The following is a 22,670-nucleotide window of genomic DNA, read 5'->3' as shown; positions in this document are numbered from 1 at the left end:
GATGATGGATCTCATTTTAAATCAATATACCGTTGAAATTTATATACACAAGAACCTAATTTAATTTTAGATGAAAATAGTAATGTAAAAGTTAAAGGAGAATAAAAAAATAGACATTAAATCTATTTTTTTATTTTGGCTTAATTGTAATTTTAATATCATAATTAGATATATTTATAATATTATGTATTTCTACATTATTTGTATTAAATATTATATTTCCATTTTCTGATTTAGGAAATGCTGATGTCCCCATATAATAAATATTTCCGTAACCCCCGACCCCCATAAATTTAGGAATAACATTTTTTAAAATTATATTTGAAAAAAGTGATATTAGTTCAATTAAAAGGTACTTTAAAAACTCTTTAATACCCTTGAGAAAATGATAAAAATATAACAATAGATGTTTCTAACCAAAACGTTTTAGGAATTATAAATAAAAGTAAAAACCCTATTAAAATTACAATTAAGCCAAAATAAAAAAATAGATTTAATGTCTATTTTTTATTCTCCTTTAACTTTTACATTACTATTTTCATCTAAAATTAAATTAGGTTCTTGTGTATATAAATTTCAACGGTATATTGATTTAAAATGAGATCCATCATCTTTATCATTAAAACGAAAGGTGTACACCAGCTACTGTATTCTCTTTCTGCAATAGTTTGTAAATCATGACTTACTCTATAAAGTTTTGCATTATTATATGATGTATCTATTAGAGTATTATCTTTGGCTAAGCCAACATCTTTATATTTTTTTAATGTTCATTTATCTGTTTTTAAACCTCTTCATAAAATAAAATAATATTTATTATTTCCAATTTCACTAAACGGTTTTTCTTGTGGTGCTATTCATTCTAAAATACCATTTTTATTTTTATATTGTTTTTTTCTTTTAATTGTATTAATTCATCTTCATTATATTGTGGTGGTTTATTACAAGCAACTAAACTTATTATGCTTATTATTCCTACTAATGATATTGTTCATATTATACTTAATAATTTTTTCATATAAAATATTCTTTCTGTTTTTTTATACTTTAATTAAAAATGAAAATAAAAATTTATTTCCATTTTTATATATTTTTAATATTATCCATCGCCACCAAATCAACCATAATTCTGATAATCTTGTTGTTGATTATAACAATGTTTAGATGTTGCATCAACAATATCTTTTGCTACAACACTTTTTTAACATAATATGCTATTCCAGTTGTTGCTGCGGTCGCTCATACAACAGCACCTCGCTGTCTTTTATCTCTTTTTAAATTTTCTAAATTATTTTTTTGTGGGTAATTAATTTCACTATTTAATTTTTTGATAATAACTAGCAGCAATCGTTGTTGGTGCCGTACTCCTGCTAATTGTTAATACATTTAATAAACTAAGTATTTTTCATAATTGTTTTTCTCCTTTTCTTTTATCTTGAAACTTTTTATAAATACTCATTATTATATATATATATATATATATATATGCAAGAAAAATTATGAATTATTTTAAAATTTTATCTTTTAAAATAACCATTATTACGTGTTTTAAGGGCTAGATTATAAATTAAATATATTAATATTAATTTATATTATTTTATATATATTTATATGTGCTGTGTTTTTTTTGTTTGTAATTGTTTAGTATTAGTTTATAAAAAGTATTTTAATTATAAACTATTAGTATATAATTAATTTATAGGTTTAATCTTTTTCCGTAAAAAAGAGTTTACGCCGACTTGTTAATCGAACAAGGATAAAAAAAGAGGAGTTTATAAAATGGCACTTAAAAAGAGCAATTAATCGAATAAGGTTTAAGTAAATAAATATCAGAAAATATCTTAAATCAGTTTAATAATTAAGCAAAGCAAATTAGAGAAAATGTGCAAAACCGCGAAGATGTTATATCAAAAGAAGACTTTTTATTAAACTATCTAATGAATTAGATAAATTAAAGGCCTTTAAAGGCATTCCAACCACTAAAATTGAAGATATTAAAACTAATTTAGAAAAAATTATGGATAATTCTTTAACTAAAAAAATGCAAACTTTAAAAGAATTAAAACATGATTTGTTTGTGCAAAAACAACCATCAGTTTAACCAACTAATTTAATTAAAGATATGATTGAAAAATCGGTTTAAAATAAGAATAATGATTAAATTGAAATTATTAAAGAAAAAGGAGCATATACTTCGGAAGATATTAAAAAATTAACTGATTATACACTTAAAAACCTTAGATAAATAAGAAGTGAATATTATGGCAACAATTAATTTGCCACAAATACCTTTTGCGTTAGGGGGTAATAAAACAGATCAAAAAGCGTATGTTGATATGGTTAATGCTTTATTTTGAGTGGACTTTTATATAACGAATATGCAAGTATTATGAAAATATGCAACAGCAACAGCAGAGCAAGTTGTTTGATTACCTAATGCAGGACAAGTATTATATAATTTAAACTTATTGTGTGGTGTGACAAGATTATTATGCATTACAAAACGGTGGGACAACTCACAAACTATAGGATTAACAAGAATTCCGGTTCTGATTGATAAAAAATTTAATTTAAAATTAATTAATGAGGCTTTTGATTTAGCAATGATAGAACAAAATATTAAAAATAGTGTTATTGCTGATGCTATTTCTAGTGTTGTACAGAATAAATTTGTTAATTTAGAATGTGAATTAATTCAAGCTATTTATGATTATTGTTTAGCAGATGGTCAATATGAAGTAATTCCATTTCGTATAGTTATACAGCCGATAATGTCGATGATGCAAATAAAGCACTCTTTACATTAAATGAAACTTTGATTGAGTTAACAAATCAAATTAGTAATTTATATTTTGGTTTGCCAATCGATAAAATGTTTATGGTTTTAGGTCGAAGAGCCTATTTAGGGTTAACACCTGCTTATTTAAAAGTAATTTGTTAACAATCCTGATTAAAAGCAAAGGTTAATTGTGAATTATATGAAAATATCGCAATGGGTATTCCTGTATCAAAAAGTTTTAATTTAGAAAAAACATATACAAAAGGACAAGTTAACCGAGATAAAGGTTATAATTTTAATAATATAAATGGTTTACTTATTAATAAACAAGTATGAACATATTCAATTAATATGGATGCTATTCAACAAGTTTTAAATAATGATATTGTTAACCCTAAATGAATTGGTGAAGTGCAATATGCAACACCAACTATTTTATATTCTAAAACATGTAAAATTATTTTTAAAAAACAACCAACACAATAATAAATTGATATTGTTAAAAGTAATCTAAATAAAATATTTATAGTACCTGTTGATTATAATATTATCACTTAAAAGTATAATAAAAATATAGATACATTATCAAATCTAAAACATGGTATAGTTAAAATATATATTAGCAAAATTAATAAATTATATACACACACTATTCATATAGAAGACCAAACACAAACAACAGTCGAACAATTAAAACCCGCAATTTAAAAATGTTGTTTAAAAAGCAGTTAAAATAGTAAATAATTCTTTAACTAAAAGTGATTTTAATTACTTTATTGGAAGTAAGGGTGAAGATTTACTAATAAATATTACAAAATGATATAAAGGTTTTTGTACAAATTAAAGGTAAAAAAAACGCTACTGGTTAAACAAAGTCAATTGAAGTAGTAATTAAAAATTCTTAATAAACAATTAATTTATTAATATTACGGGTTTTGATTTGTTGGCATAAAATTTAGGAAATAAACCTTTAATAAATAAATTTGTTAATTTAATTAATAATGTTAATAAGTTTGCTTCATATTATGCTAATCCCTTTCAAAGATTACAAATAAAATTGAAGATATTTATCAAATGATTAAATCCAATTTACTTATTTAGATTTAATTAAAAAAGTTCATAAAAAAGAAATACAATAAATATTAAATCAATTAGAAAAAGATAATAATATTAAAAATAAACAACAATTTAAAAATGAAAATTATCTAAATACTAATTGGCAACCTTTAAATAGTAGTTGATTTGATAGTGGTATGTTTAATATAACAAATAAATTAACTTTAACAGGTAATTTAACTATTTTAATATATACAAAAACAGTAAAACACCCAAAATTTTATGGTCCATATGTTTATCCTGGTATTCCAGTTGAAATTTGAAAATCATTAAGTAATGCTGTATATAATGCAGGGACTTTATTTTGGTGTTATTGATTAAGAAAATGATTGCCTAGTCATTTAATAAATTAAATTAAAAAAACGATTACCACAATAATTAAAAGAAAAATACTCAAAAGGAAATATTAAATTAACATTACCAACAGTTCAAAAATTACAACAAATTAAAAAATTTATTAATAATTTAAAGATTAAGCATTTTAATTTTGATTTTGCTGGTGAAATTAATAATAAAAAATGATATCGAGAGCGAAAAAAGTGATGTTAAAAACATTAAGAATTTATATAAAACACTAGTTAAAAGTATGTTTTATAAAAATAATCAGGCTATTTAAAAAATAAAAAAAACACAAAGAAATATTAATAGTTATAAACCATCTAATTTAAGAAATAAATATCGTAATCAATTAAGGGGTGTTTTGTATGGAAAATAATTTAAGTAATTTGTTATTTATAACAGTTGAAGATGTAAAAGAAAGTAAACTTTGACAACCTATTAATGACTGTAAGCAATCTGCTTATAACGATAATTTAATTTATAATGCTATTTTAAAAACTAGTTTATGAATGGATAGATTATTAGGTGGCACAATTTCAGATAAAATAAATAAAAAAGATTTATTCCCGTGATTAAAAAAAGATAATAATGGAATAATTGAATATGATAAATGATTAAGTTATATTCAATCTGCCTGTTTATTAGCAGTTATGAATTGATATTTACCAAAAGGAGTTAATGATTTAATTGATAGTGCATCATTTCCACAAGGTGGGGTTGCTTATTTACAAACTAATGACCCGAAAGAATAAAAATATTACTTGTGATGTTAAAAATGCTTTAAAATTAGCTGGTGAAATAATTGATATTATATCTAGTAAAAACAGTATCTAGACCTTATAATTATAGTTTAGATAATTAAACTCATCCATGAGAAGAAGAATATAAACATATTAGTAAAAAAACTTTTTATCCAAAATTATTATTTTGATTAAAATAATTATTACAAACAGATAATTCAATAAATATAAATTATCCTATTATTAATGATTTTTCTAAAATTGATTATAATGAGTATATTAAAATTAATATAAATGATTGATAAATTGTTGACACTAGTGACTTAGATAATAAAAGGTTTGATTATCAAATACAAAATTGAGATAAAGAAAATTATAAATACAATATTTAAATTGGAACAAGTATGAAAAATAATTATTATTTATCAACGTACAAAAATTTTAAGGGAAAAATAACTTTTGGATCATTTTATTTAGAAAATAAATTTTCTCATCGTGTATAATTAGAAGATGATGGAATTATTGCTATATGTGCCGGTGGGACAGATGGGACAATTTCTGATTTACACATTAAAAAAATAAATCATAAAGGATTTTAATTAATTAAACAAGATAAAACAACTTTATTATAAATGGTGCTTTACCTTGAAATTGATTTAAAAAATACCATATTTCAACTTATAATTTAACTCATAAAGATATTAGAGAATGGGAAATAAAATATAAAATTCGTAGTTGAGTAGTTAGTTTTTATACATTAATATTTTTAACATTAAATTGTTGATTAGAATATGAGATGATTGATGGTATTAAAAATAAAATTGATTGATATAATTATGGTAAATATTGAAGTAATGGCATCGCTATTTTATTAACACCCTTATTTACCCATGGAATTCAAGGAATATTTGTTGCTAGTAGTAAACCAAAGGTAGATATGAAAATAAATATTCCACGATTAAAATTATCTAAAATGGGATTAGTATTTACAATTTTATCTTTCATTACTTTAATAATTTTTTTAATTATTATTTGAATTGATAAATCAAAATAAAAAACCATTTAAGACATTGTTTAGATTGTCGGATTAATGGATAGGTTCCGATAAGTTGGACCATATTTATGTGGACTTTCAAATAAAATATAATTATGAAAAAAGTAGGAATATAAAAATAGGAAGAAATTCATGGTATATTAATTTAAAAAACAAACTGTTTTATTTTATCAAAATAGCAAAACAATTGTTGAAATTTTTAAGGAATATAAGTTGTTAAAATCAACTATATATCAGTGAATTGAAAAATTTCATAATTCTGGATTTTTTAAAGCGAAAAATAATCACACTGTTGAAGAAAATGAACTTTGTGAGATTGCCTTGCGAAAATAATTAATCCAATTATAATGAAAAACAACTTTTTAAAGAGAACGGCGCTAATGGTTGATGAAAAAATAGAAATTATTAACAATAATAAAGAAAAATATTCCATGCGAAAAATTGGTCAAATAGGATCAAAATTAAAGATAGCAAAATTAACATATTACTATCAAATTAATAAATGTGGCTATAGTTGATATTAATAATTATGAACAAAAAGTTATCAGCGCATTTAAGCTAATCGCAAAATTTATGGATCTTGTAAAATTAAAGCTTTTTAAATCAGAAAGATATTATCTTATCGCGAAGAAAAATTCACCAACTTATGATTAAAGATTAGTTAGTATCTAAATACACCAAATTAAAATATTGTAATCATAAGTTGGTGTTTAATAACAACAAAATTAGCAACGTTTTAAACCATGAATTTAATAATAAACAACCCAATGAAGTTGTTGTTAATGATTTAACATATGTTCAAGTTGGTACTAAATGACATTATTTTGTTTGTTAATTGATTTGTTTAATCGTGAAATAATTGGCTATAGTGTCGCGCGAGACAAACAAAACAGTACAACTAGTGCAAAGAAACCTTCTATTCAATTACACAAAAGACCATTAAAACAAATTACGTTATTTCATACTGACTGGGGCAATGAATTTAAAAATAAAATCATTGATAATACCTTAAATATTTTTAACACCAAACAACCATTAAGCAATAAAAGCTGTCCTTATGATAATGTTATGTCTGAAACAACTTACAAAAGTTTTAAAACATAATTTATCAAGAGGCAAAAATTTATAAATTTAACCCAATTAAAATACGAATTATTTGACTTTGTGCATTGATGTAACAATATTTTAATTAATGGTAGTTTAAATTATTTAATACATGTTGAATTTAAAAAACAACAGTCCATATAAAAGTATCCTAAAAAGGGTTGCCAATTCATCTTTATTTTATATATAATACATTATAAGAAAAAATAAAGGGAATTTATATAAAAATGATAAAATTTAAACATTTAATATTTGATGAACAAGATTTTTTAAGAATTTATTGTTATCTGATGCTTGTAAAAAAAGCACAATTAATTTATCTAAAATAGCACGACAAACAAGAAGAGATATTAATACTATTAAAAGATAAATTAAGCAATTTAAAAATATACAATATTTATAAAAGATTATAAACAAAAGCGTAAAAAATGTATTAAAAAAATACCTGAATTTACAAAAAAACAATTAAATTTTATTAATAGAAGATTTAATGTTTATCGTGATTCTCCATCACAACTTATCCATTGTTATTTTATAAAGTTTGGTATTAAATTTCCTGTTTGTGTTAAAACATTGTATAAATTAATTCGTTTGGGTTTTTATGGTTTTTAAAAACATAATTTACGTCATCGCTGTAAAAATATAAAACAAAACAAAAACCTGATAATCGTGGAAAATTAATTAATTTTAAATCAATTTGAGATTTTGAAAATAAAGTTTATAGTGTTGGTTGATTTGAAATTGATACTGTTGTGGGAAAAAACCATCAATATAGTTGTTTGATATTATTTGAACAGTCAAGTAATAATTACTTTGCAATAAAATTAAAAAATAATAGTACTGGCAGAAATTGTAACAAAATTTAAAGATATTGTTATAAATAATAATTTAATAGGTAAAATGAAAGGAATTATTACAGATCAAGGCAAAGAATTTAGTAAATGAAGAGAAATGGAAATATTTGCTGAAACACAAGTTTATTTTTGTGATCCTGGTAAACCACAACAAAAACCATTAATTGAACATATAAACAGCGAATTTAGATATTCATTTCTTTAAGGGAACTGATTTTAATAATGTTGGTCAAAAAATAATAGATTTAGTAGTTAATATTATAAATTATAAATTTCGATCATGTTTAAATTGAATAAGTGCAAAAGCAATGTTTTTACAAAATATTAAATAAATTTATTAGTTTTTAAAATTAATAAATTATTTTTAGTGTTCTTAAATGTACTTAAAATGAAATAAAATAACAAAAATATTTTTTTTGAAAAAATGGTTGCAATTTATTAAAAATATTTAATTATTAACTCAACAATATATAAATTTGGCCGTTTGTATCTACACAACGCCTTTTAAAATAAATTCTTTGTGAATTGAAAATTTATTATCACACATAATTGTGATCCCTTCTTGTTAACATTTTAAATTTATTTTGTTTTAATAATTTCTTTAATCCGCGCGTTTTTACCAACACGATTACGCATATAGTAAATTCTGGCACGACGAACACGACCATATTTTATAATTTCAATCTTATCGATTAATGGTGAATGCAAGGGGGAGTTTCTTTCAACACCAACACCATTACTAATTTTACGAATTGTAACTGATTTAGTAATTCCGCTGCCTTGTAATTTAATTACTACCCCTTCGAAAACCTGAATTCTAAACTTATTTCCTTCTTGAATTTTAAAATGAATTTTAATTGTATCTCCTGAAGAAAATTCTGGTAAATCACTACGAAGTTGATCTTTTGTAATTTCGTCTGTTAAACGCATATTCATAATTGTTTTTTCCTTTCTATGGGAATTAAACCTACTTCTCTTTTTTAATTTTTGCTAATAAGATTTGTTGTTTTATAGTTAACGTTTTTTTTTTTTTTTGTAAAAGATCAGGGCGTTTTAATCAAGTTTTTTTAAATGCTTCATATTCACGTCATTGGATAATCTTCTGATGATGTCCACTTAATAAAACTTCTGGAACAGAATGACCGTCGTATACAACTGGTTTTGTATAAACAGGATAGTCTAATAAATTATTAGTGAAAGACTCATTCAGGTGTGATTGCGTATTAATTACATTTTCACATAAACGCGTAATACTATCAATTACAATCATACTAGCTAACTCACCACCAGTTAATATATAATCACCAATTGATAATTCATAGTCAATATAATATAAAATTCTTTCATCAAAACCTTCATAATGCCCACAAATTAAAATTAAATCATTATCCGCTGTGGCAAAATGTTGTACTTGTTGTTGATTGTATTGTTTGCCTTGTGGTGATAATAAAATTGTAATACTTTTTTTGGTTTTATGTGATTTAATCGCGTCAACTAATGGTTCAATCATTAAAACCATCCCTCCCCCACCACCACATTGATAATCATCAGTCTGATGATGCTTGCCAATACTATAATCACGAATATCAACAATTTTAATTGTAATTAGTTTTTCCTGAAGAGCTTTTTTAATAATTGATGTTGTCATAAAACCATTAAACATTTCTGGAAATAAAGTTAATACGGTAAACTTTTTCATCTTAAATCACCTTTTCAAAATATTTTTTTAGTGTTAAAGATCGATTTTTCAATATACTCTTCAACATTTGAAATTATCATTAATATTTTATCATTCTTTTTAATTTAAAAAAACAAGACGGGCTTTTGTTACAAATTTATTTACTAAAATACCAATTTGATGTTGATAAAATACAGCAAAATTAATTAAATTTTCTTGACTAATAACTTCGGTATAATCTAATTCTACTTTTTGAACAAAAAAAATAACATTCTTTAAAAGAAGAATACTTTATTAATATTAGTAAATAATTTAAACTTTATAATATAATCTTGCTTAAAAGCAATAATTTTGCTTAATGTTACTAGCTTATAAATATCTGTAACTGAATAAACATTAATTTATCAAGTAATTTATCGATATTTTTGATATGTTTACTAATAAAGTAGTTCTAACTTCACTTTTAACAGCATTGGTTTTTTAACCTTAAAAATTTTTAATAAAGCTTCCCTATATAAAACCTCAAACTTAATATTAACTTTAATTTGATCTAATTGTAATTTGATATTTATTAAAGTTTGTACAATATTAGCAATTAAACCGGCTTTCCAAAAACATACCAAAAAATTCTTCGATACACATTACTAACAAATTAATTTCTACCAGCTTTATCATTGGCATCTGAATAATTTCATATACAATTCGTTGTTATTATTCTGACAAGTTAACGGATTAATTAAATGATTAAGTTCGGTAATATACATTAATTAACGCCACATTATTTAATTACAACTATTTCTTTGCAGGATTTGTTGTTTTGGTTTTAGTACCTTATTCTGCATATGCTTTGGTACTTTTTACTTTCACGCCTTATGTTACTTTAATTTTAGTAATTTATACTTTTGTACTATCTGCCGCTTTTGCTTTCGTACTCTTTGCTGGCTTTGCCACACGTTTTTCATTATGCAATTTAGTCATTAAACCTTCTTTGCTTAACAAATTACGAACAGTATCACTGGGTTTTGCCCCTATTGATAATCATTTATAAGCAAGGTCTTGATTAATTTTAACATCACCATTGATTGGATTATATGTTCCAATTAATTCAATATATTCGCCATCACGCTTCACACGAGCATCTATTGCAACAATTCGATAAAACACTGCTTTCTTTTTACCCATTCTTTTTAAACGTAATTTTACCATTAATAATTTCCTTTCTAATTTCTGCGCCCATGTTAAACTATAAAAATTAACATCCCTTGTATGATACCCTAAATTAAAAAATAGTCAAGTTTTTTAACTTAACACTTTTATTTTTTGGTAATCTTATTTTTCTAACTATATTGAATTATTTTTAAACACTTTTAACAATGTTTGGCACAAAAACATCTTTTTTGGGAATGCTATTCGTTTTTTATATAATGCCCCAAATATAATGCCAAATATTTTTTCATTTACTAGCTTATTAAATGTTTTGCCATGATATTTAAAATGTAATCGATTGTTTAAAAACAAATATAAATATTGCAAAATAATAAATAAGCTTATGGATTGGAAATCATTTTTATGACACTTTTTATATGGACTGTTGTTTTCTTAAATTCAACAAAGTATTAAATAATTTAAACTACCATGAATTCGAATATTGTTACATCAATGCACAAAGTCAAATAATTTGTATTTTAATTGGGTTAAATTTATAAATTTTTGCCTCTTGACAAATTATTTTTTAAAACTTTTGTAAATTGTTTCAGCCCCAGCATTATCATAAAGATAGCCTTTATTGCTTAATGATTGTTTGGTGTTAAAAATATTTAAGGTATTATCAATGATTTTATTTTTAAATTCATTACTCCAGTTATTATGAAATAACGTAATTTGTTTTAATGGTATTGTAATTGAATAAAAGGTTTCTTGCACTAGTTGTATTGTTTTATTTGTTCGAGAACTATAGCCAATTATTTCACGATTAAACAAGTCAATTAACAAACAAAGATAATGTTATTTATCGCCAACTTGAACATATGTTAAATCATTAACAACAACTTCATTGGGTTGTTTATTAATTAAATTCACGGTTTAAAACGTTGCTAATTTCGTTGTTATTAACCACCAACTTATGATTACGATATTTTAATTTGGTGCATTTAGATACTAACTAATCTTTAATCATAAGTTGGTGAATTTTTTCGCGATAAGATAATATCTTTTTAAATTAAAAAAGCTTTAATTTTACAAGATTCATAAATTTTACGATTAGCATTAAATGCGCTGATAACTTTTTGTTCATAATTATTAACATCAACCATAGCCGTATTTATTAATTTGATAGTAATATGTTGATTTTGCTATCTTTAATTTGATCCTATTTTACCAATTTTTCGCATGGAATATTTTTCTTTATTATTGTTAATAATTTCTATTTTTTGCTAATTATCAGCACTGCTTGCTTTAAGGGGTTGTTTTTCATTATAATTGGATTAATTCTTTTCGCAAGGCAATCAAAGTTAATTTTCTTCAATAGTGCGATTATTTTTCGCTTTAAAAAATCCAGAATTATGAAATTTTTCAATTCACTGATATATAGTTGATTTTAACAACTTATATTCCTTAAAAATTTCAACAATTGTTTTGCTATTTTGATAAAATAAAACAGTTTGTTTTTTAAATTAATATACCATGAATTTCTTCCTATTTTTATATTCTTACTTTCTTCATAATTATATTTTATTTGAAAGTCCACATAAATATGATCCAACTTATTGGAAACTATTCATAGTTTATTAATTATTTATAACGCAAAAAATTAATACAAAAAATATTAAGCGAATAATACCAAATTCTATGAAAAATTTAAATTTTAAACAAGGGACATTATTAATTGACATTTATTGATATCGGATTTTTGTTAACGAAATTATGAAAAGATGATGATATAATTTACCATTACATTATTATAATATAATTTATTTTATCATTTATAAAATGCCTAATTGTAAAGTTAAGTGCAACTAAATTATTTTTCTAACCAAATATTCGATTGGTGAAAGATAATTTAGTATTTTTCTTGGTCTATGGTTTAAAGACAATATAAATTTATGAACTGCATTTTTCGTGGTATTTGAAAAATTAAATTTTTTAGGAAATTTTTCTCTAATTAACCCATTAGTATTTTCATTAGTACCTCTTTGTCAGGGTGAATATGCATTAGCAAAATAAATTTTCACATTTAAATTTTTTTCAAGTTGTTGTCAATTAGCAAATTATTTACCTCTATCAAATGTTATAGTTTTAACAAGATTATTTGGAATAATTGATAAATAATGGCTAATGTTTTCGTTAATAACTTTAGTAGTTCTATTTTCAACTAACATTGCTAAAGTAAATCTTGATGTTCTTTCAACTAAAGTTATTAAACATGATTTACTTTTACCTCGCGATGATACTATAGTATCACCCTCTCAATGGCCAACAGTTATGCGATTATTAACATTAACATTTCGTTCTTTAATTGATTTACCATTAAATTTACCGCGATTTTCTTGAGATTTTCGTTTCTTACCTTTTCTTCTTAAATTTTTATTAGTAACCTTTTCAAGTAATCCAGAATAAATTCAATTGTAAATTGTTTTAAAACTAATAATTCATTCTTTATGAAAATTTTTAATTCTTCCATAAATTTGTTCAGGCGATCAACCTAATAATAATTTTTGTTGTACATATTTTACTAATTCTCTATTTTTAAACTTATGAAAATAAACATGTGATTGTTTTCTATTTTCTGCTTTATTTTGTGCAATTAATGAAAAATAATGATTATTATCTTTATTTCTATTAACTTCTCGAATAATAGTACTAATACTTCGATTAAGATTTTTAGCTATTTCACTAATTTTTAATTTAAATTTCAATTGATTCTCAATATAAATTCTTTCATCTATGCCAAGATGTTTATATCCCATATAAAAAACTCCTTGCTTTAATTTTTCTAAAATAAACTTAGCATCATGAAATTTTTATATGAAATTTTTTGCAATTTTATTTACTTGCACTTACAAGTATAATTTAGCAAATAAAAAGCAACAAAATGGTCCAATATTTGTTTATTTTATAATAAAATAGTGGTTTTCCAACGAAAAGTCACTTTAAAATGGAACAAATTCCTCATTTTAGGTATATAATAAAAATAGTTTTAGTAGAAAGATAGGTGGGATTTTTTATTATGTCAAAAAAACTAAACGGGATAGGTGCTAGTAATGGGATTGCGATTGCAAAAGTTTTTAAGTTAGAAGAACCAAAATATGAAATTTCAAATAATACGGTTTCTGACCCAGCAAAAGAAATTAAAATGTTAGAAGCAGCAATACAAAAAACAAGTACAGATATTGAAAAATTACAAAAGATTACTTTGGAAAAATTAGGGGTAGAGAAAGCGGCGGTTTTTGAAGCACACAAAGAAATATTGAATGATCCAGCGATGATTGATGAAGTAAAAAACATGATTAAGAATAATAACAATAATGCAGCGTATGCGATTCATACAGTTGCCCAAAAATTTATTACAATTTTTGCTGGGATGGATGATACATATTTTAAAGAACGTGCTGCTGATGTTAAAGATGTAACGGACCGTTTAATTAAGCACCTTTTAAATGTTCCAGTATTAGATTTAGCAACTATTAATGAGGAAGTTGTTATTGTTGCAGAAGATTTAACACCTTCCCAAACAGCACAACTAAATCCTAAATTTATTAAAGGATTTAGTTGTGATATGGGAGGGAGAACTAGTCATGCGGCAATTATGGCACGTAGTTTAGAAATTCCAGCTGTCTTAGGATTAAAAGATGTTACAAAACAAGTTAAACATAATGAAACAATTATGTTTAATGGAACAACGGGAGAAGTTATTTTAGATCCAACAACAGCAGAAGTTAAGGTATGAACAACCGCAAAAGAGAAATTTTTACAATTGCAACAAGAATTATTAGCATTTAAAGACAAACCAACCATTTCAAAAGATGATTATAAAAAATTTGTTTTAGAAGGAAATATTGGAGCGCCAAAAGATATTCAAGGGGTTTTAGATAACGGTGGCCAAGGAATCGGGCTGTTTAGAAGTGAATTCTTATACATGGATAATGATCATTTTCCAACTGAAGATGAACAATACGAAGCGTATAAAGGTGTATTAGAAGGAATGCAAGGACGACCAGTTATTATTCGTACATTAGATATTGGGGGCGATAAAAAATTATCATACTTTAAATTTCCTGAAGAAATGAACCCATTTTTAGGTTATCGTGCTATTCGTCTTTGTTTGGATAAAACAGATGTTTTCCGTACACAATTACGGGCTTTATTACGTGCCAGTGTGCATGGAAAAATGGGAATTATGTTTCCAATGATTGCAACAATTGATGAATTTAAAGCCGCCAAAGAAATTACTTTAGAGGAAAAAGTCGCTTTAATCAAAGAAGGATATAAAGTTGCGGGTAATATTGAAATTGGAATGATGATGGAAATTCCATCGGCAGCAATGATAACTGACCAGTTTGCTAAACATGCTGATTTTTTTTCAATAGGAACTAATGATCTAATTCAATATACAATGGCAGCTGATCGTATGAATCAATTTGTGGCATATTTATATCAACCATATAATCCGTCTGTTTTACGCTTAATTAAAACAATTATTGATGGCGCACATAAAGAAGGAAAATGAGTTGGAATGTGTGGCGAAATGGCAGGGGATGAACAAGCAATTCCACTTTTAATGGGAATGAAATTAGATTACTTTTCAATGTCAGCAACAAGTATTTTAAATGCTCGTCGCATTATTAGTAAATTAGAAGTTTCAGCAATGGAACAATTAGTATCAGAAGCATTAGCAACAGAAACGGCTGATGAAGTTTTAACATTAGTTGAAAAAAGAACAAAAGCCGCTTTAAACGCTTAAATTTTTGTTAAAATAACACCACAATTAATTATATATAGTGTTTTTTTATTAAATAGGTGGTTTGTATTAATTATTAAAATGTCCAAACAAGTATTAATATTCCGCTCCCAGCATTGATTGTTTTAGTTAGTTGTTATATTTTTACTATATTATAATTATAGTTGCTTAATGGTAACTGATATTGATGACAAAGTCGGAAAAATCGGCGTAATTTTAAAAACGATAGTTTTAATGTTAACCAAAAAATGACCATTCAGGCTGCCTTTCAAAAAATAAGTATTTAATTATTTTATTTTTAATATGTTTATTTTGTTTAATTTAGGTGATTATGTTGTTAATTAAAGAAATGATTGGTTTGCTGTTGTTTTAAACATATGGTATAAATTTAATAATTAAACTAAATATAAATGACAAAGTTGCTTTGTTAATTAAAAAGGAGAAGAAAATATATGATTTTTTAGTAAAAAGCCAAAATAACTTAAAATAATCACCCCTGTATATAGTGAAATTATTGCATTAGATAAAGTTGAAGATGAAGTATTTTTAAAAAAACGTTAGGTAATTGTTTAGCAATTAAATAGGATGCTGATAATTTTATTGTTCCAATTGTTGGAAAATTAATTACGTTTTTCCTAACATATCATACTTATAGAATTAAAGGTAATAATTGGTATTTAGATGTTATTACACATAGGAATTGATATTTTTCATTAAACAGAAAATAATTCGACATTCAAGTAAAATAAGATGATAATGTTAAACAAAGGGATTTATTATGTAATGTTAATTTGGTATTTTTAAAATATGAAAATGTGCCAAGTTTGGATACACCAATTGTTTTTACACCAAAAACAATGAGCGACAAAACAATAAATATTATTAAAACAGGAAAAGTTAAACAAGGTAAAATTATTGCTTGTTATTAAATAGGGAATAATTAAAAATAATAAGCGATTTCTAAATTAACAATCACTTATTATTTTTGCTTTATAAAGCATATTTGATGGGTTTTTGCTATAATTGTTAAGGAAAAGAAGTGGAAAAAATGTTAAAGATAGTTTTAATTTAGATTGCTTTTTTTATATTATTGTTGAGTTTTTTCTTAAACATGAGCAATTTTAGCAGGGTTATTAAAAATTCGAACTAAACATATTTACTTTAAAATGATTATGGCTTTTTCTTTTATTTTGCAATTATATCTTTTTTTCTTAATATCATTATAATTTATTCCTAATTTACGTTATATTATTTTAGTTTATTCCTTATTATCAATTAATGTTTTATGTTACTTATTTTTATTATTATTTATTCAGTATTGATTTAATATTAATTTATGAGATTGTAATCATGCGATCTTTTTGTTTGATTTTGGCGTTTTTATGTCATTGTACTATGCTAAAAATTATTTTATTGACCCATCAGGTTCAAATGTTACAAACAGTTATATTTTAATTTTTTATTGTTGATTTATTAGTTGCCTTAAATATTATTTTTTATGCTATCCACATTAAACCATTTAAAAATGACATTTTAAAAACCAACAACCTTTCCTAATAACAAAAAGAAAATAAATATTATAAAATAAGGAGGAAATTATGGCTTTTGAAAAAGCAAAAAACCACAGTTTAGTACTAAAAGAAAAATTAAAAAAATGAAATTATGAATATTATGTTAATGATAATCCTAGCGTTAGTGACCAAGAATATGATCAAGCAATGCAAGAGTTAATTGCCATTGAACAACAATATAGCGAACTGATTACAATTGATTCCCCGACCCAACGTGTTTCGGGTGAAGTTAGTGAAAAGTTTAATAAATATGTTCATACAAGTCCAATGTTAAGTTTAGGAAATGCTTTTAATTATGATGATTTAATTCATTTTGATGAACAAATTAAAGAATTAACTGGTTTATCTGAAGTTGAATATACTTGTGAATTAAAAATTGATGGGTTATCAATTTCTTTAGTTTATGAGCAACATTTGTTAGTAATGGGGGTAACCCGAGGAGATGGTATTATTGGTGAAGATGTTACTGTTAACATTAAAAAAATTAAATCAATTCCTTTACGTATTGACCAACCAAATTTAACAGTGCGTGGGGAAGTTTATTTATCAATTGAAGAATTTAATAATATTAACGAAGAACGAGTTAAAAATGGCGAGCCAAAATTTTCTAATCCACGCAATGCTGCCTCTGGAACATTAAGGCAACTAGATTCCGCAATTGTTGCGAAACGAAATTTAAATGCTTTTCTATATTACTATGTTAATGCAGCACAAGATGGAATTCAATCACAAAAAACAGCTTTACAACGATTAGAGCAATTAAAATTTAAAACAAATCCTGAATATCGCTATTGTCCAAATATTGCGGCGGTTTGAGTCTATATTCAAGAGTATGGGTCAAAACGTCATCAGTTAGGATATGAAATTGATGGAATTGTTATTAAAGTTAATAACTTAAATTTATATAATCGGATTGGTTATACGGCTAAAAATCCAAAATGAGCAATTGCTTATAAATTCCCATCGGAAGTGGTTGTTACAAACTTATTAAATATTTTTCCTTCAGTTGGCCGAACTGGCCGAATTACTTATAATGCTATTTTTGAACCAGTGCTGATTGCGGGAACGGTTGTTCGTGCTGCAACATTACATAATGCTGATTTTATTACCGAACGCGATATTCGAATTGGTGACACGGTGCAAGTTAAAAAAGCTGGTGATATTATTCCAGAAGTGATTAATTATGTTGCAGGGCAGCGCCAGATTAAAACTCCCAAATGACAAGAAGCGACCAATTGTCCCGAATGTCAGTTATTATTAGAACGGGTTGATGGAAAAGTTGACCAATATTGTATTAATTCTATTTGTCCAAAAAAAATTACGCGTGGATTAGAACATTATTGCTCACGTAATGCAATGAACATTGAAGGAGTTAGTGAAAAAATTATTGAACGATTATTTAAATTAGGGTATTTAAAAAGTTTTAGTGATTTGTACCAATTAGAGCAATATCGGTCAAAAATTATTGAATTAGAAAATTTTGGTGATAAATCATTTGAAAATATGATTAATTCAATTAATAATTCAAAAAATAATTCATTAGAGCGGTTATTATTTGGATTAGGAATTCGTCATGTTGGTAAAAAAACAGCGAAATTATTAGCCCGCCAATTTAAAACAATTGATAATTTAACAACAATTAAGATTGAACAACTGGCTGTTATTAATGATATTGGTTCAATTGTGGCAGCAAGTGTTGTTAATTATTTTGCAACTCCAGCGAAACAACAAGAACTGGCATTATTACGTAAGATAGGGATTAAAATGGAATATATTGCTTCAAATCAACATTTAATTAAAAAATTTGAAAATTATCGTTTTGTTATTACTGGTGTTTTATCAAAACCAAGAGAATATTTTAAAGAATTATTTGAAAGTTATGGTGGGCAAGTTTCAGAAAGCGTTAGTGCCAAAACAACTTATTTATTAGCAGGGTCCGACGCTGGTAATAAGTTAGTGAAAGCACAAAAATTAAATGTTAAAATTATTAGTGAAGAAGAATTTAAACAATTATTAAATAAGGAGGAATAATATGGCAATAATTACAAAAAAAATGCTACAATTTTTAGCACATGATATTATGTTAGATTTACAAGATGAGGAATTAAATAATTTAAGTCAAGAATTTGATGTTATTTTGAAACAAATGGATTTAGTGCAAAAAATTGATACAACTAATGTTCATTCAATGCATTTTCCTTTTGATTTAACAGTTAATTATTTGCGAGAAGATGATGTGATTAATGTTGCACCCAAAACGGAAATTTTAGCGGCTGCGCCCCAAAAAAAAACTGATTATATTGTAATTAATAAGGTGGTTAAATAAAATGACATATTATTCAATTAAAGAACTGCATCAACTTTTATTAACTAAAAAAATTACTCCATCGTGAATTGTTAAAGATGCTTTTACTAATTTAGAACAGCATCAAATTTTAAATGCAACAGTAACCGAATTAGCAACAGAAGCTGCGATCTTGGCTAAAAAATTAGACGACCTTGTTGTTCCAAAGGATAATTATTTATTTTCTTTGCCATATTTTGTCAAAGATAATTTTGCAACAAAAGGGATTAAGACAACAGCTAGTTCAAAAATTTTAGAAAATTTTGTTCCAAATTATGAATCAACAGTAACTAATATTTTAAAAGAACATAATAGTATTTTATTAGGGAAAAGTGCCCTTGATGAATTAGGAATGGGAGGGCATGGTTTATATGCCTTAACAGGTGATGTTTTAAATCCATGAGATTTAACCCGCATTACAGGGGGTTCATCATCAGGTTCGGCGGCTCTTGTTGCTGCTGGGGTCGTCCCATTTTCCTTAGGAACCGATACGGGTGATTCCGTGCGAAAACCCGCTGGGTATTGTGGTGTTGTTGGTTTTAAACCAACTTATGGCTTAATTTCGCGTTATGGTGTCTTTCCCTATGCTCCATCGTTGGATACTGTTGGGTACTTTACACGAACTGTTGAAGATATCGCGATTGTTTTTGACTATTTAGCGCAAGAAGATCATCAGGATGCGACATCATTAAAAAGTAAAGAGTATGGTTATTTTAAAAATTTATCAAGTTCCGATGCTAAAAAACAGAAATTTGCTTATTTAAAAAATGCTCATTTAATTCTGGACGATGAAATTAGAGAACAATTTGAACAATTATATGACAATTTAAAAGCAGTTGGAATTAGTGTAACAGCGATTGATTTTTCCGAGGATTTATTAAAAGCATTAATGCCGGTTTATATGGTGATTTCTTTTGCTGAAGCAGTAAGTAGTCATTCGATGTTAGATGGAGTTAATTTTGGAACACGAGTTGAGGGGGATACCTACCGAGAAGTAATGATGAATTCTCGAACAAATGGTTTTGGCCACTTTGTTAAACGTCGTTATGTTATTGGTTCTTATGTATTAACAAAAGATAACCAAACATTATTATTCTTGAAAGCAAAACGTATTCGTCGTTTAATTGTTGATGCTTTATCTGCTGTTTTTGCTGAATATGATATTTTATTATTGCCAGCTGCCTCAACGATTGCTCCAAAAATTAGTACAATTAAAGATAAAATTTTAACAGAAGCTGAATTAGAAAATTATGTTAATGATTTATTATTATTAGGGAATTTAATGGGTAATCCCTCGTTAACTACTCCTTTTGCCTATCTTGAAGAAATGCCAATTGGGATTAATGTTAACGCAGCTCCTTTTGCGGATCAAAAAGTCTTTAATGCTAGTTTATTAATCGAAGAAATTGTTGGTATTAAAAATAAAGTGGCGCCACAAGGAGGGAAAAACCATGATTAATTTTGAAGTAGTGATTGGAATTGAAAATCATGTGGAATTAAAAACTAAAACCAAAATGTTTTCCACAGGAGCAGTTAGTTACGGAAAAAAACCAAATAGTATGGTGAATCCAACTGATGTTGGTTATCCAGGTACAATGCCAACGGTTAATAAAAAAGGGATTGAATTATCTTTAATTGCGTGTCAGGCGCTTAATTTAACAATTAATCCGATTGTGCAATTTGATCGTAAAAATTATTATTATCCTGATTTAGCGAAAGGATTTCAAATTACACAACAATATTATCCAATTGGGAAAAATGGAGTTTTAACAATTATTGATGAGAAAGGGAAACCGTTGAAAGTAAAAATTGAACGGTTACATATTGAAGAAGATACAGCAAAACAAACGCACGAAGAAGATTGCACATTATTAGATTATAATCGTTCCGGAATTGGATTAATTGAAATTGTAACACAACCAGTATTATCTTCTGCTTTTCAAGTCCGGAAATATTTAGAAGCTTTACGTGAAATTTTAGTTTATACTCAAGTCAGCGATGCCAAAATGAATGAGGGTTCACTTCGTTGTGATGTTAATATTTCATTGCGACCAGTTGAGACAAAGACATTTGGAAATAAAGTTGAATTAAAAAATATTAATTCAATTGCAAATATTGAAAAGGCAATTGAATATGAAATTAAAAGACAAACGGAAATTTTATTAATGGGGAAAACAGTTCCTCAAGAGACTCGTCGTTTTGATGAAAAAACAAAAACAACAGTGCTAATGCGTCACAAAACCGATTCAATTGATTATAAATATTTTTCTGAACCAAATATTTTTCCTATTAAATTAGATAAAACATGGATGAAAAAGGTTCTTAAAAATACGCAAGAGTTACCATCAACAAAACGAAACCGCTATTTAACTAAATTAAAATTAAAAACGACTGATATTGAAATTATTTTACAAGATTATGCTTTAATGAATTTTTTTGAAAAAGCAATTAAGTTATCATCGCATTATGAAACAATTGCTCATTATTTAATTGGTTATACCAGTACTTATTTAAATCAAAAAGGATTAACATTAACTGAAACGGCTTTAACACCCCAAAATTTAGTGGAAATGATTACCCTAATTAATAATAATGTAATTTCAAATAAACAAGCTAAAAAGGTGTTACAACGGATTTTAGTTGAAGATTATTCTCCAACTAAAATAGTTGCTGAGTTAGAATTAAAACAAATTAGTGATCCGGCGGAAATTAAAGCAATTATTGAACCGGTTTTCACGGCTAACTTAGAAATATTAGTTCAATATAAACAAAGACCAGAACGAGTAATTAAGTTTTTTATGGGTGAACTAATGAAATTAACAAAAGAACAAGTTGCTCCAGAAATTGGCCAAAAAGTTGTTTTGGAATTAATTACGGCGAAACAAGGACAATAAAAAAAGATGGTTAAAGAAGTGCACCCCAAAAAGTAAGTAAAATAAAAAAGATGGTTAAATAGTGCACCCCAAAAAGTAAGTAAAATAAAAAAAGATTTTGCTAAATTTTTATAGGGGTGCATTTTATATGGCAAGAAAAGGGCAAAAATTTAAAACATATACTGCAGAATTTCGAAAAAATACAATAAAAGAAATTGAACAAATATCATTTATTTATGTTGCATAAAAATTTAAAATAAAT

24 protein-coding genes and 1 pseudogene are annotated in these 22,670 nt (G+C 25.5%); 16 read left to right on the top strand and 9 right to left on the bottom strand.

Features of this window, described 5'->3' with window-relative positions; all coding sequences use genetic code 4:
- Positions 1-507 precede the first annotated feature (507 nt).
- From ACE38S_RS07655 to ACE38S_RS07645, 3 genes are all read right to left on the bottom strand, one after another.
- Complete coding sequence (locus ACE38S_RS07655; protein ID WP_374697097.1) at positions 508-639, bottom strand: hypothetical protein; 132 nt, start codon at positions 637-639, stop codon at positions 508-510.
- Positions 640-1,188: 549 nt separating this feature from the next.
- Entirely contained in the window at positions 1,189-1,347 is a 159-nt protein-coding gene (locus ACE38S_RS07650) for a hypothetical protein (protein WP_374697096.1), read from the bottom strand.
- Positions 1,316-1,459, bottom strand: a complete 144-nt coding sequence (locus tag ACE38S_RS07645; RefSeq protein WP_374697095.1) for a hypothetical protein — start codon at positions 1,457-1,459, stop codon at positions 1,316-1,318. Before ACE38S_RS07645 ends, ACE38S_RS07650 begins: the two co-directional genes overlap by 32 nt.
- Before the next feature lie 802 nt (positions 1,460-2,261).
- Between ACE38S_RS07645 and ACE38S_RS07640 the strand changes: the two genes are divergently transcribed.
- The 11 genes and pseudogenes from ACE38S_RS07640 to ACE38S_RS07590 all read left to right on the top strand — a co-directional run.
- The gene (locus ACE38S_RS07640; protein WP_374697094.1) at positions 2,262-2,807 is read left to right on the top strand and encodes a hypothetical protein; all 546 of its coding nucleotides are present in this window, start codon (positions 2,262-2,264) and stop codon (positions 2,805-2,807) included.
- Between the two features lie 8 nt (positions 2,808-2,815).
- Positions 2,816-2,941, top strand: coding sequence for a hypothetical protein (locus tag ACE38S_RS07635; RefSeq protein ID WP_374696920.1), 126 nt, complete (start codon positions 2,816-2,818; stop codon positions 2,939-2,941).
- 51 nt (positions 2,942-2,992) lie between these two features.
- Positions 2,993-3,265: a hypothetical protein gene (locus ACE38S_RS07630; RefSeq protein ID WP_374697093.1), complete on the top strand. Its 273-nt coding sequence runs from the start codon at positions 2,993-2,995 to the stop codon at positions 3,263-3,265.
- Between the two features lie 767 nt (positions 3,266-4,032).
- The gene (locus ACE38S_RS07625; RefSeq protein ID WP_374695874.1) at positions 4,033-4,248 is read left to right on the top strand and encodes a hypothetical protein; all 216 of its coding nucleotides are present in this window, start codon (positions 4,033-4,035) and stop codon (positions 4,246-4,248) included.
- Positions 4,249-4,599: 351 nt separating this feature from the next.
- The gene (locus ACE38S_RS07620; protein ID WP_374697092.1) at positions 4,600-4,986 is read left to right on the top strand and encodes a hypothetical protein; all 387 of its coding nucleotides are present in this window, start codon (positions 4,600-4,602) and stop codon (positions 4,984-4,986) included.
- A 784-nt stretch (positions 4,987-5,770) separates the two neighbouring features.
- Positions 5,771-6,028, top strand: coding sequence for a hypothetical protein (locus tag ACE38S_RS07615; RefSeq protein WP_374697091.1), 258 nt, complete (start codon positions 5,771-5,773; stop codon positions 6,026-6,028).
- Positions 6,029-6,375: 347 nt separating this feature from the next.
- Entirely contained in the window at positions 6,376-6,552 is a 177-nt protein-coding gene (locus ACE38S_RS07610) for a hypothetical protein (protein ID WP_374697090.1), read from the top strand.
- On the top strand, positions 6,533-6,682 hold the full coding sequence (locus tag ACE38S_RS07605; protein WP_374695954.1) for a hypothetical protein: 150 nt from the start codon (positions 6,533-6,535) through the stop codon (positions 6,680-6,682). Before ACE38S_RS07610 ends, ACE38S_RS07605 begins: the two co-directional genes overlap by 20 nt.
- Before the next feature lie 52 nt (positions 6,683-6,734).
- Positions 6,735-6,863: a hypothetical protein gene (locus ACE38S_RS07600; RefSeq protein ID WP_374697089.1), complete on the top strand. Its 129-nt coding sequence runs from the start codon at positions 6,735-6,737 to the stop codon at positions 6,861-6,863.
- Positions 6,842-7,132 (top strand): hypothetical protein, encoded by a 291-nt coding sequence (locus tag ACE38S_RS07595; protein WP_374697088.1) that lies wholly within the window; start codon positions 6,842-6,844, stop codon positions 7,130-7,132. The genes ACE38S_RS07600 and ACE38S_RS07595 overlap by 22 nt, the downstream gene beginning before the upstream one ends.
- 402 nt (positions 7,133-7,534) lie before the next feature.
- A pseudogene (locus ACE38S_RS07590) lies at positions 7,535-8,318 on the top strand (IS30 family transposase); the annotation flags it as partial.
- A 247-nt stretch (positions 8,319-8,565) separates the two neighbouring features.
- Here ACE38S_RS07590 and rplS read toward each other — a convergent pair.
- The 6 genes from rplS to ACE38S_RS07560 all read right to left on the bottom strand — a co-directional run bounded on the left by rplS (position 8,566) and on the right by ACE38S_RS07560 (position 13,629).
- Positions 8,566-8,922 carry a 50S ribosomal protein L19 gene (gene rplS / locus ACE38S_RS07585; RefSeq protein WP_374697087.1) on the bottom strand — a complete coding sequence of 119 codons (357 nt, stop codon included), beginning with the start codon at positions 8,920-8,922 and terminating at the stop codon, positions 8,566-8,568.
- A 31-nt stretch (positions 8,923-8,953) separates the two neighbouring features.
- Positions 8,954-9,685 carry a tRNA (guanosine(37)-N1)-methyltransferase TrmD gene (gene trmD, locus ACE38S_RS07580; protein ID WP_374697086.1) on the bottom strand — a complete coding sequence of 244 codons (732 nt, stop codon included), beginning with the start codon at positions 9,683-9,685 and terminating at the stop codon, positions 8,954-8,956.
- Positions 9,686-10,558: 873 nt separating this feature from the next.
- Positions 10,559-10,870, bottom strand: coding sequence for a 30S ribosomal protein S16 (rpsP, locus tag ACE38S_RS07575; protein ID WP_374697085.1), 312 nt, complete (start codon positions 10,868-10,870; stop codon positions 10,559-10,561).
- A gap of 519 nt (positions 10,871-11,389) precedes the next feature.
- Complete coding sequence (locus ACE38S_RS07570; protein WP_374697084.1) at positions 11,390-11,656, bottom strand: hypothetical protein; 267 nt, start codon at positions 11,654-11,656, stop codon at positions 11,390-11,392.
- Between the two features lie 1,022 nt (positions 11,657-12,678).
- Complete coding sequence (locus ACE38S_RS07565) at positions 12,679-12,894, bottom strand: transposase (RefSeq protein WP_374697083.1); 216 nt, start codon at positions 12,892-12,894, stop codon at positions 12,679-12,681.
- Between the two features lie 36 nt (positions 12,895-12,930).
- Positions 12,931-13,629 carry an IS30 family transposase gene (locus tag ACE38S_RS07560; protein WP_374697082.1) on the bottom strand — a complete coding sequence of 233 codons (699 nt, stop codon included), beginning with the start codon at positions 13,627-13,629 and terminating at the stop codon, positions 12,931-12,933.
- Between the two features lie 260 nt (positions 13,630-13,889).
- On the opposite strand from ACE38S_RS07560, the gene ptsP reads away from it, so the two are divergent.
- From ptsP to gatB, 5 genes are all read left to right on the top strand, one after another.
- Entirely contained in the window at positions 13,890-15,623 is a 1,734-nt protein-coding gene (gene ptsP / locus ACE38S_RS07555; protein WP_374697081.1) for a phosphoenolpyruvate--protein phosphotransferase, read from the top strand.
- 1,595 nt (positions 15,624-17,218) lie between these two features.
- Positions 17,219-19,222, top strand: a complete 2,004-nt coding sequence (gene ligA, locus ACE38S_RS07550; protein WP_374697080.1) for an NAD-dependent DNA ligase LigA — start codon at positions 17,219-17,221, stop codon at positions 19,220-19,222.
- 1 nt (position 19,223) lies between these two features.
- Entirely contained in the window at positions 19,224-19,517 is a 294-nt protein-coding gene (gene gatC / locus ACE38S_RS07545; RefSeq protein WP_374697079.1) for an Asp-tRNA(Asn)/Glu-tRNA(Gln) amidotransferase subunit GatC, read from the top strand.
- Position 19,518: 1 nt separating this feature from the next.
- On the top strand, positions 19,519-20,994 hold the full coding sequence (locus ACE38S_RS07540; protein WP_374697078.1) for an amidase family protein: 1,476 nt from the start codon (positions 19,519-19,521) through the stop codon (positions 20,992-20,994).
- On the top strand, positions 20,987-22,429 hold the full coding sequence (gene gatB, locus ACE38S_RS07535; protein ID WP_374697077.1) for an Asp-tRNA(Asn)/Glu-tRNA(Gln) amidotransferase subunit GatB: 1,443 nt from the start codon (positions 20,987-20,989) through the stop codon (positions 22,427-22,429). Before ACE38S_RS07540 ends, gatB begins: the two co-directional genes overlap by 8 nt.
- Positions 22,430-22,670 lie beyond the last annotated feature (241 nt).

It is taken from the genome of Spiroplasma endosymbiont of Polydrusus formosus (genome assembly GCF_964263245.1).
GTDB lineage: Bacteria > Bacillota_I > Bacilli_A > Mycoplasmatales > Mycoplasmataceae > Spiroplasma.
Note: the sequence above shows the minus strand (reverse complement) of the source record. Positions and strands in the feature narration are given on the sequence as shown.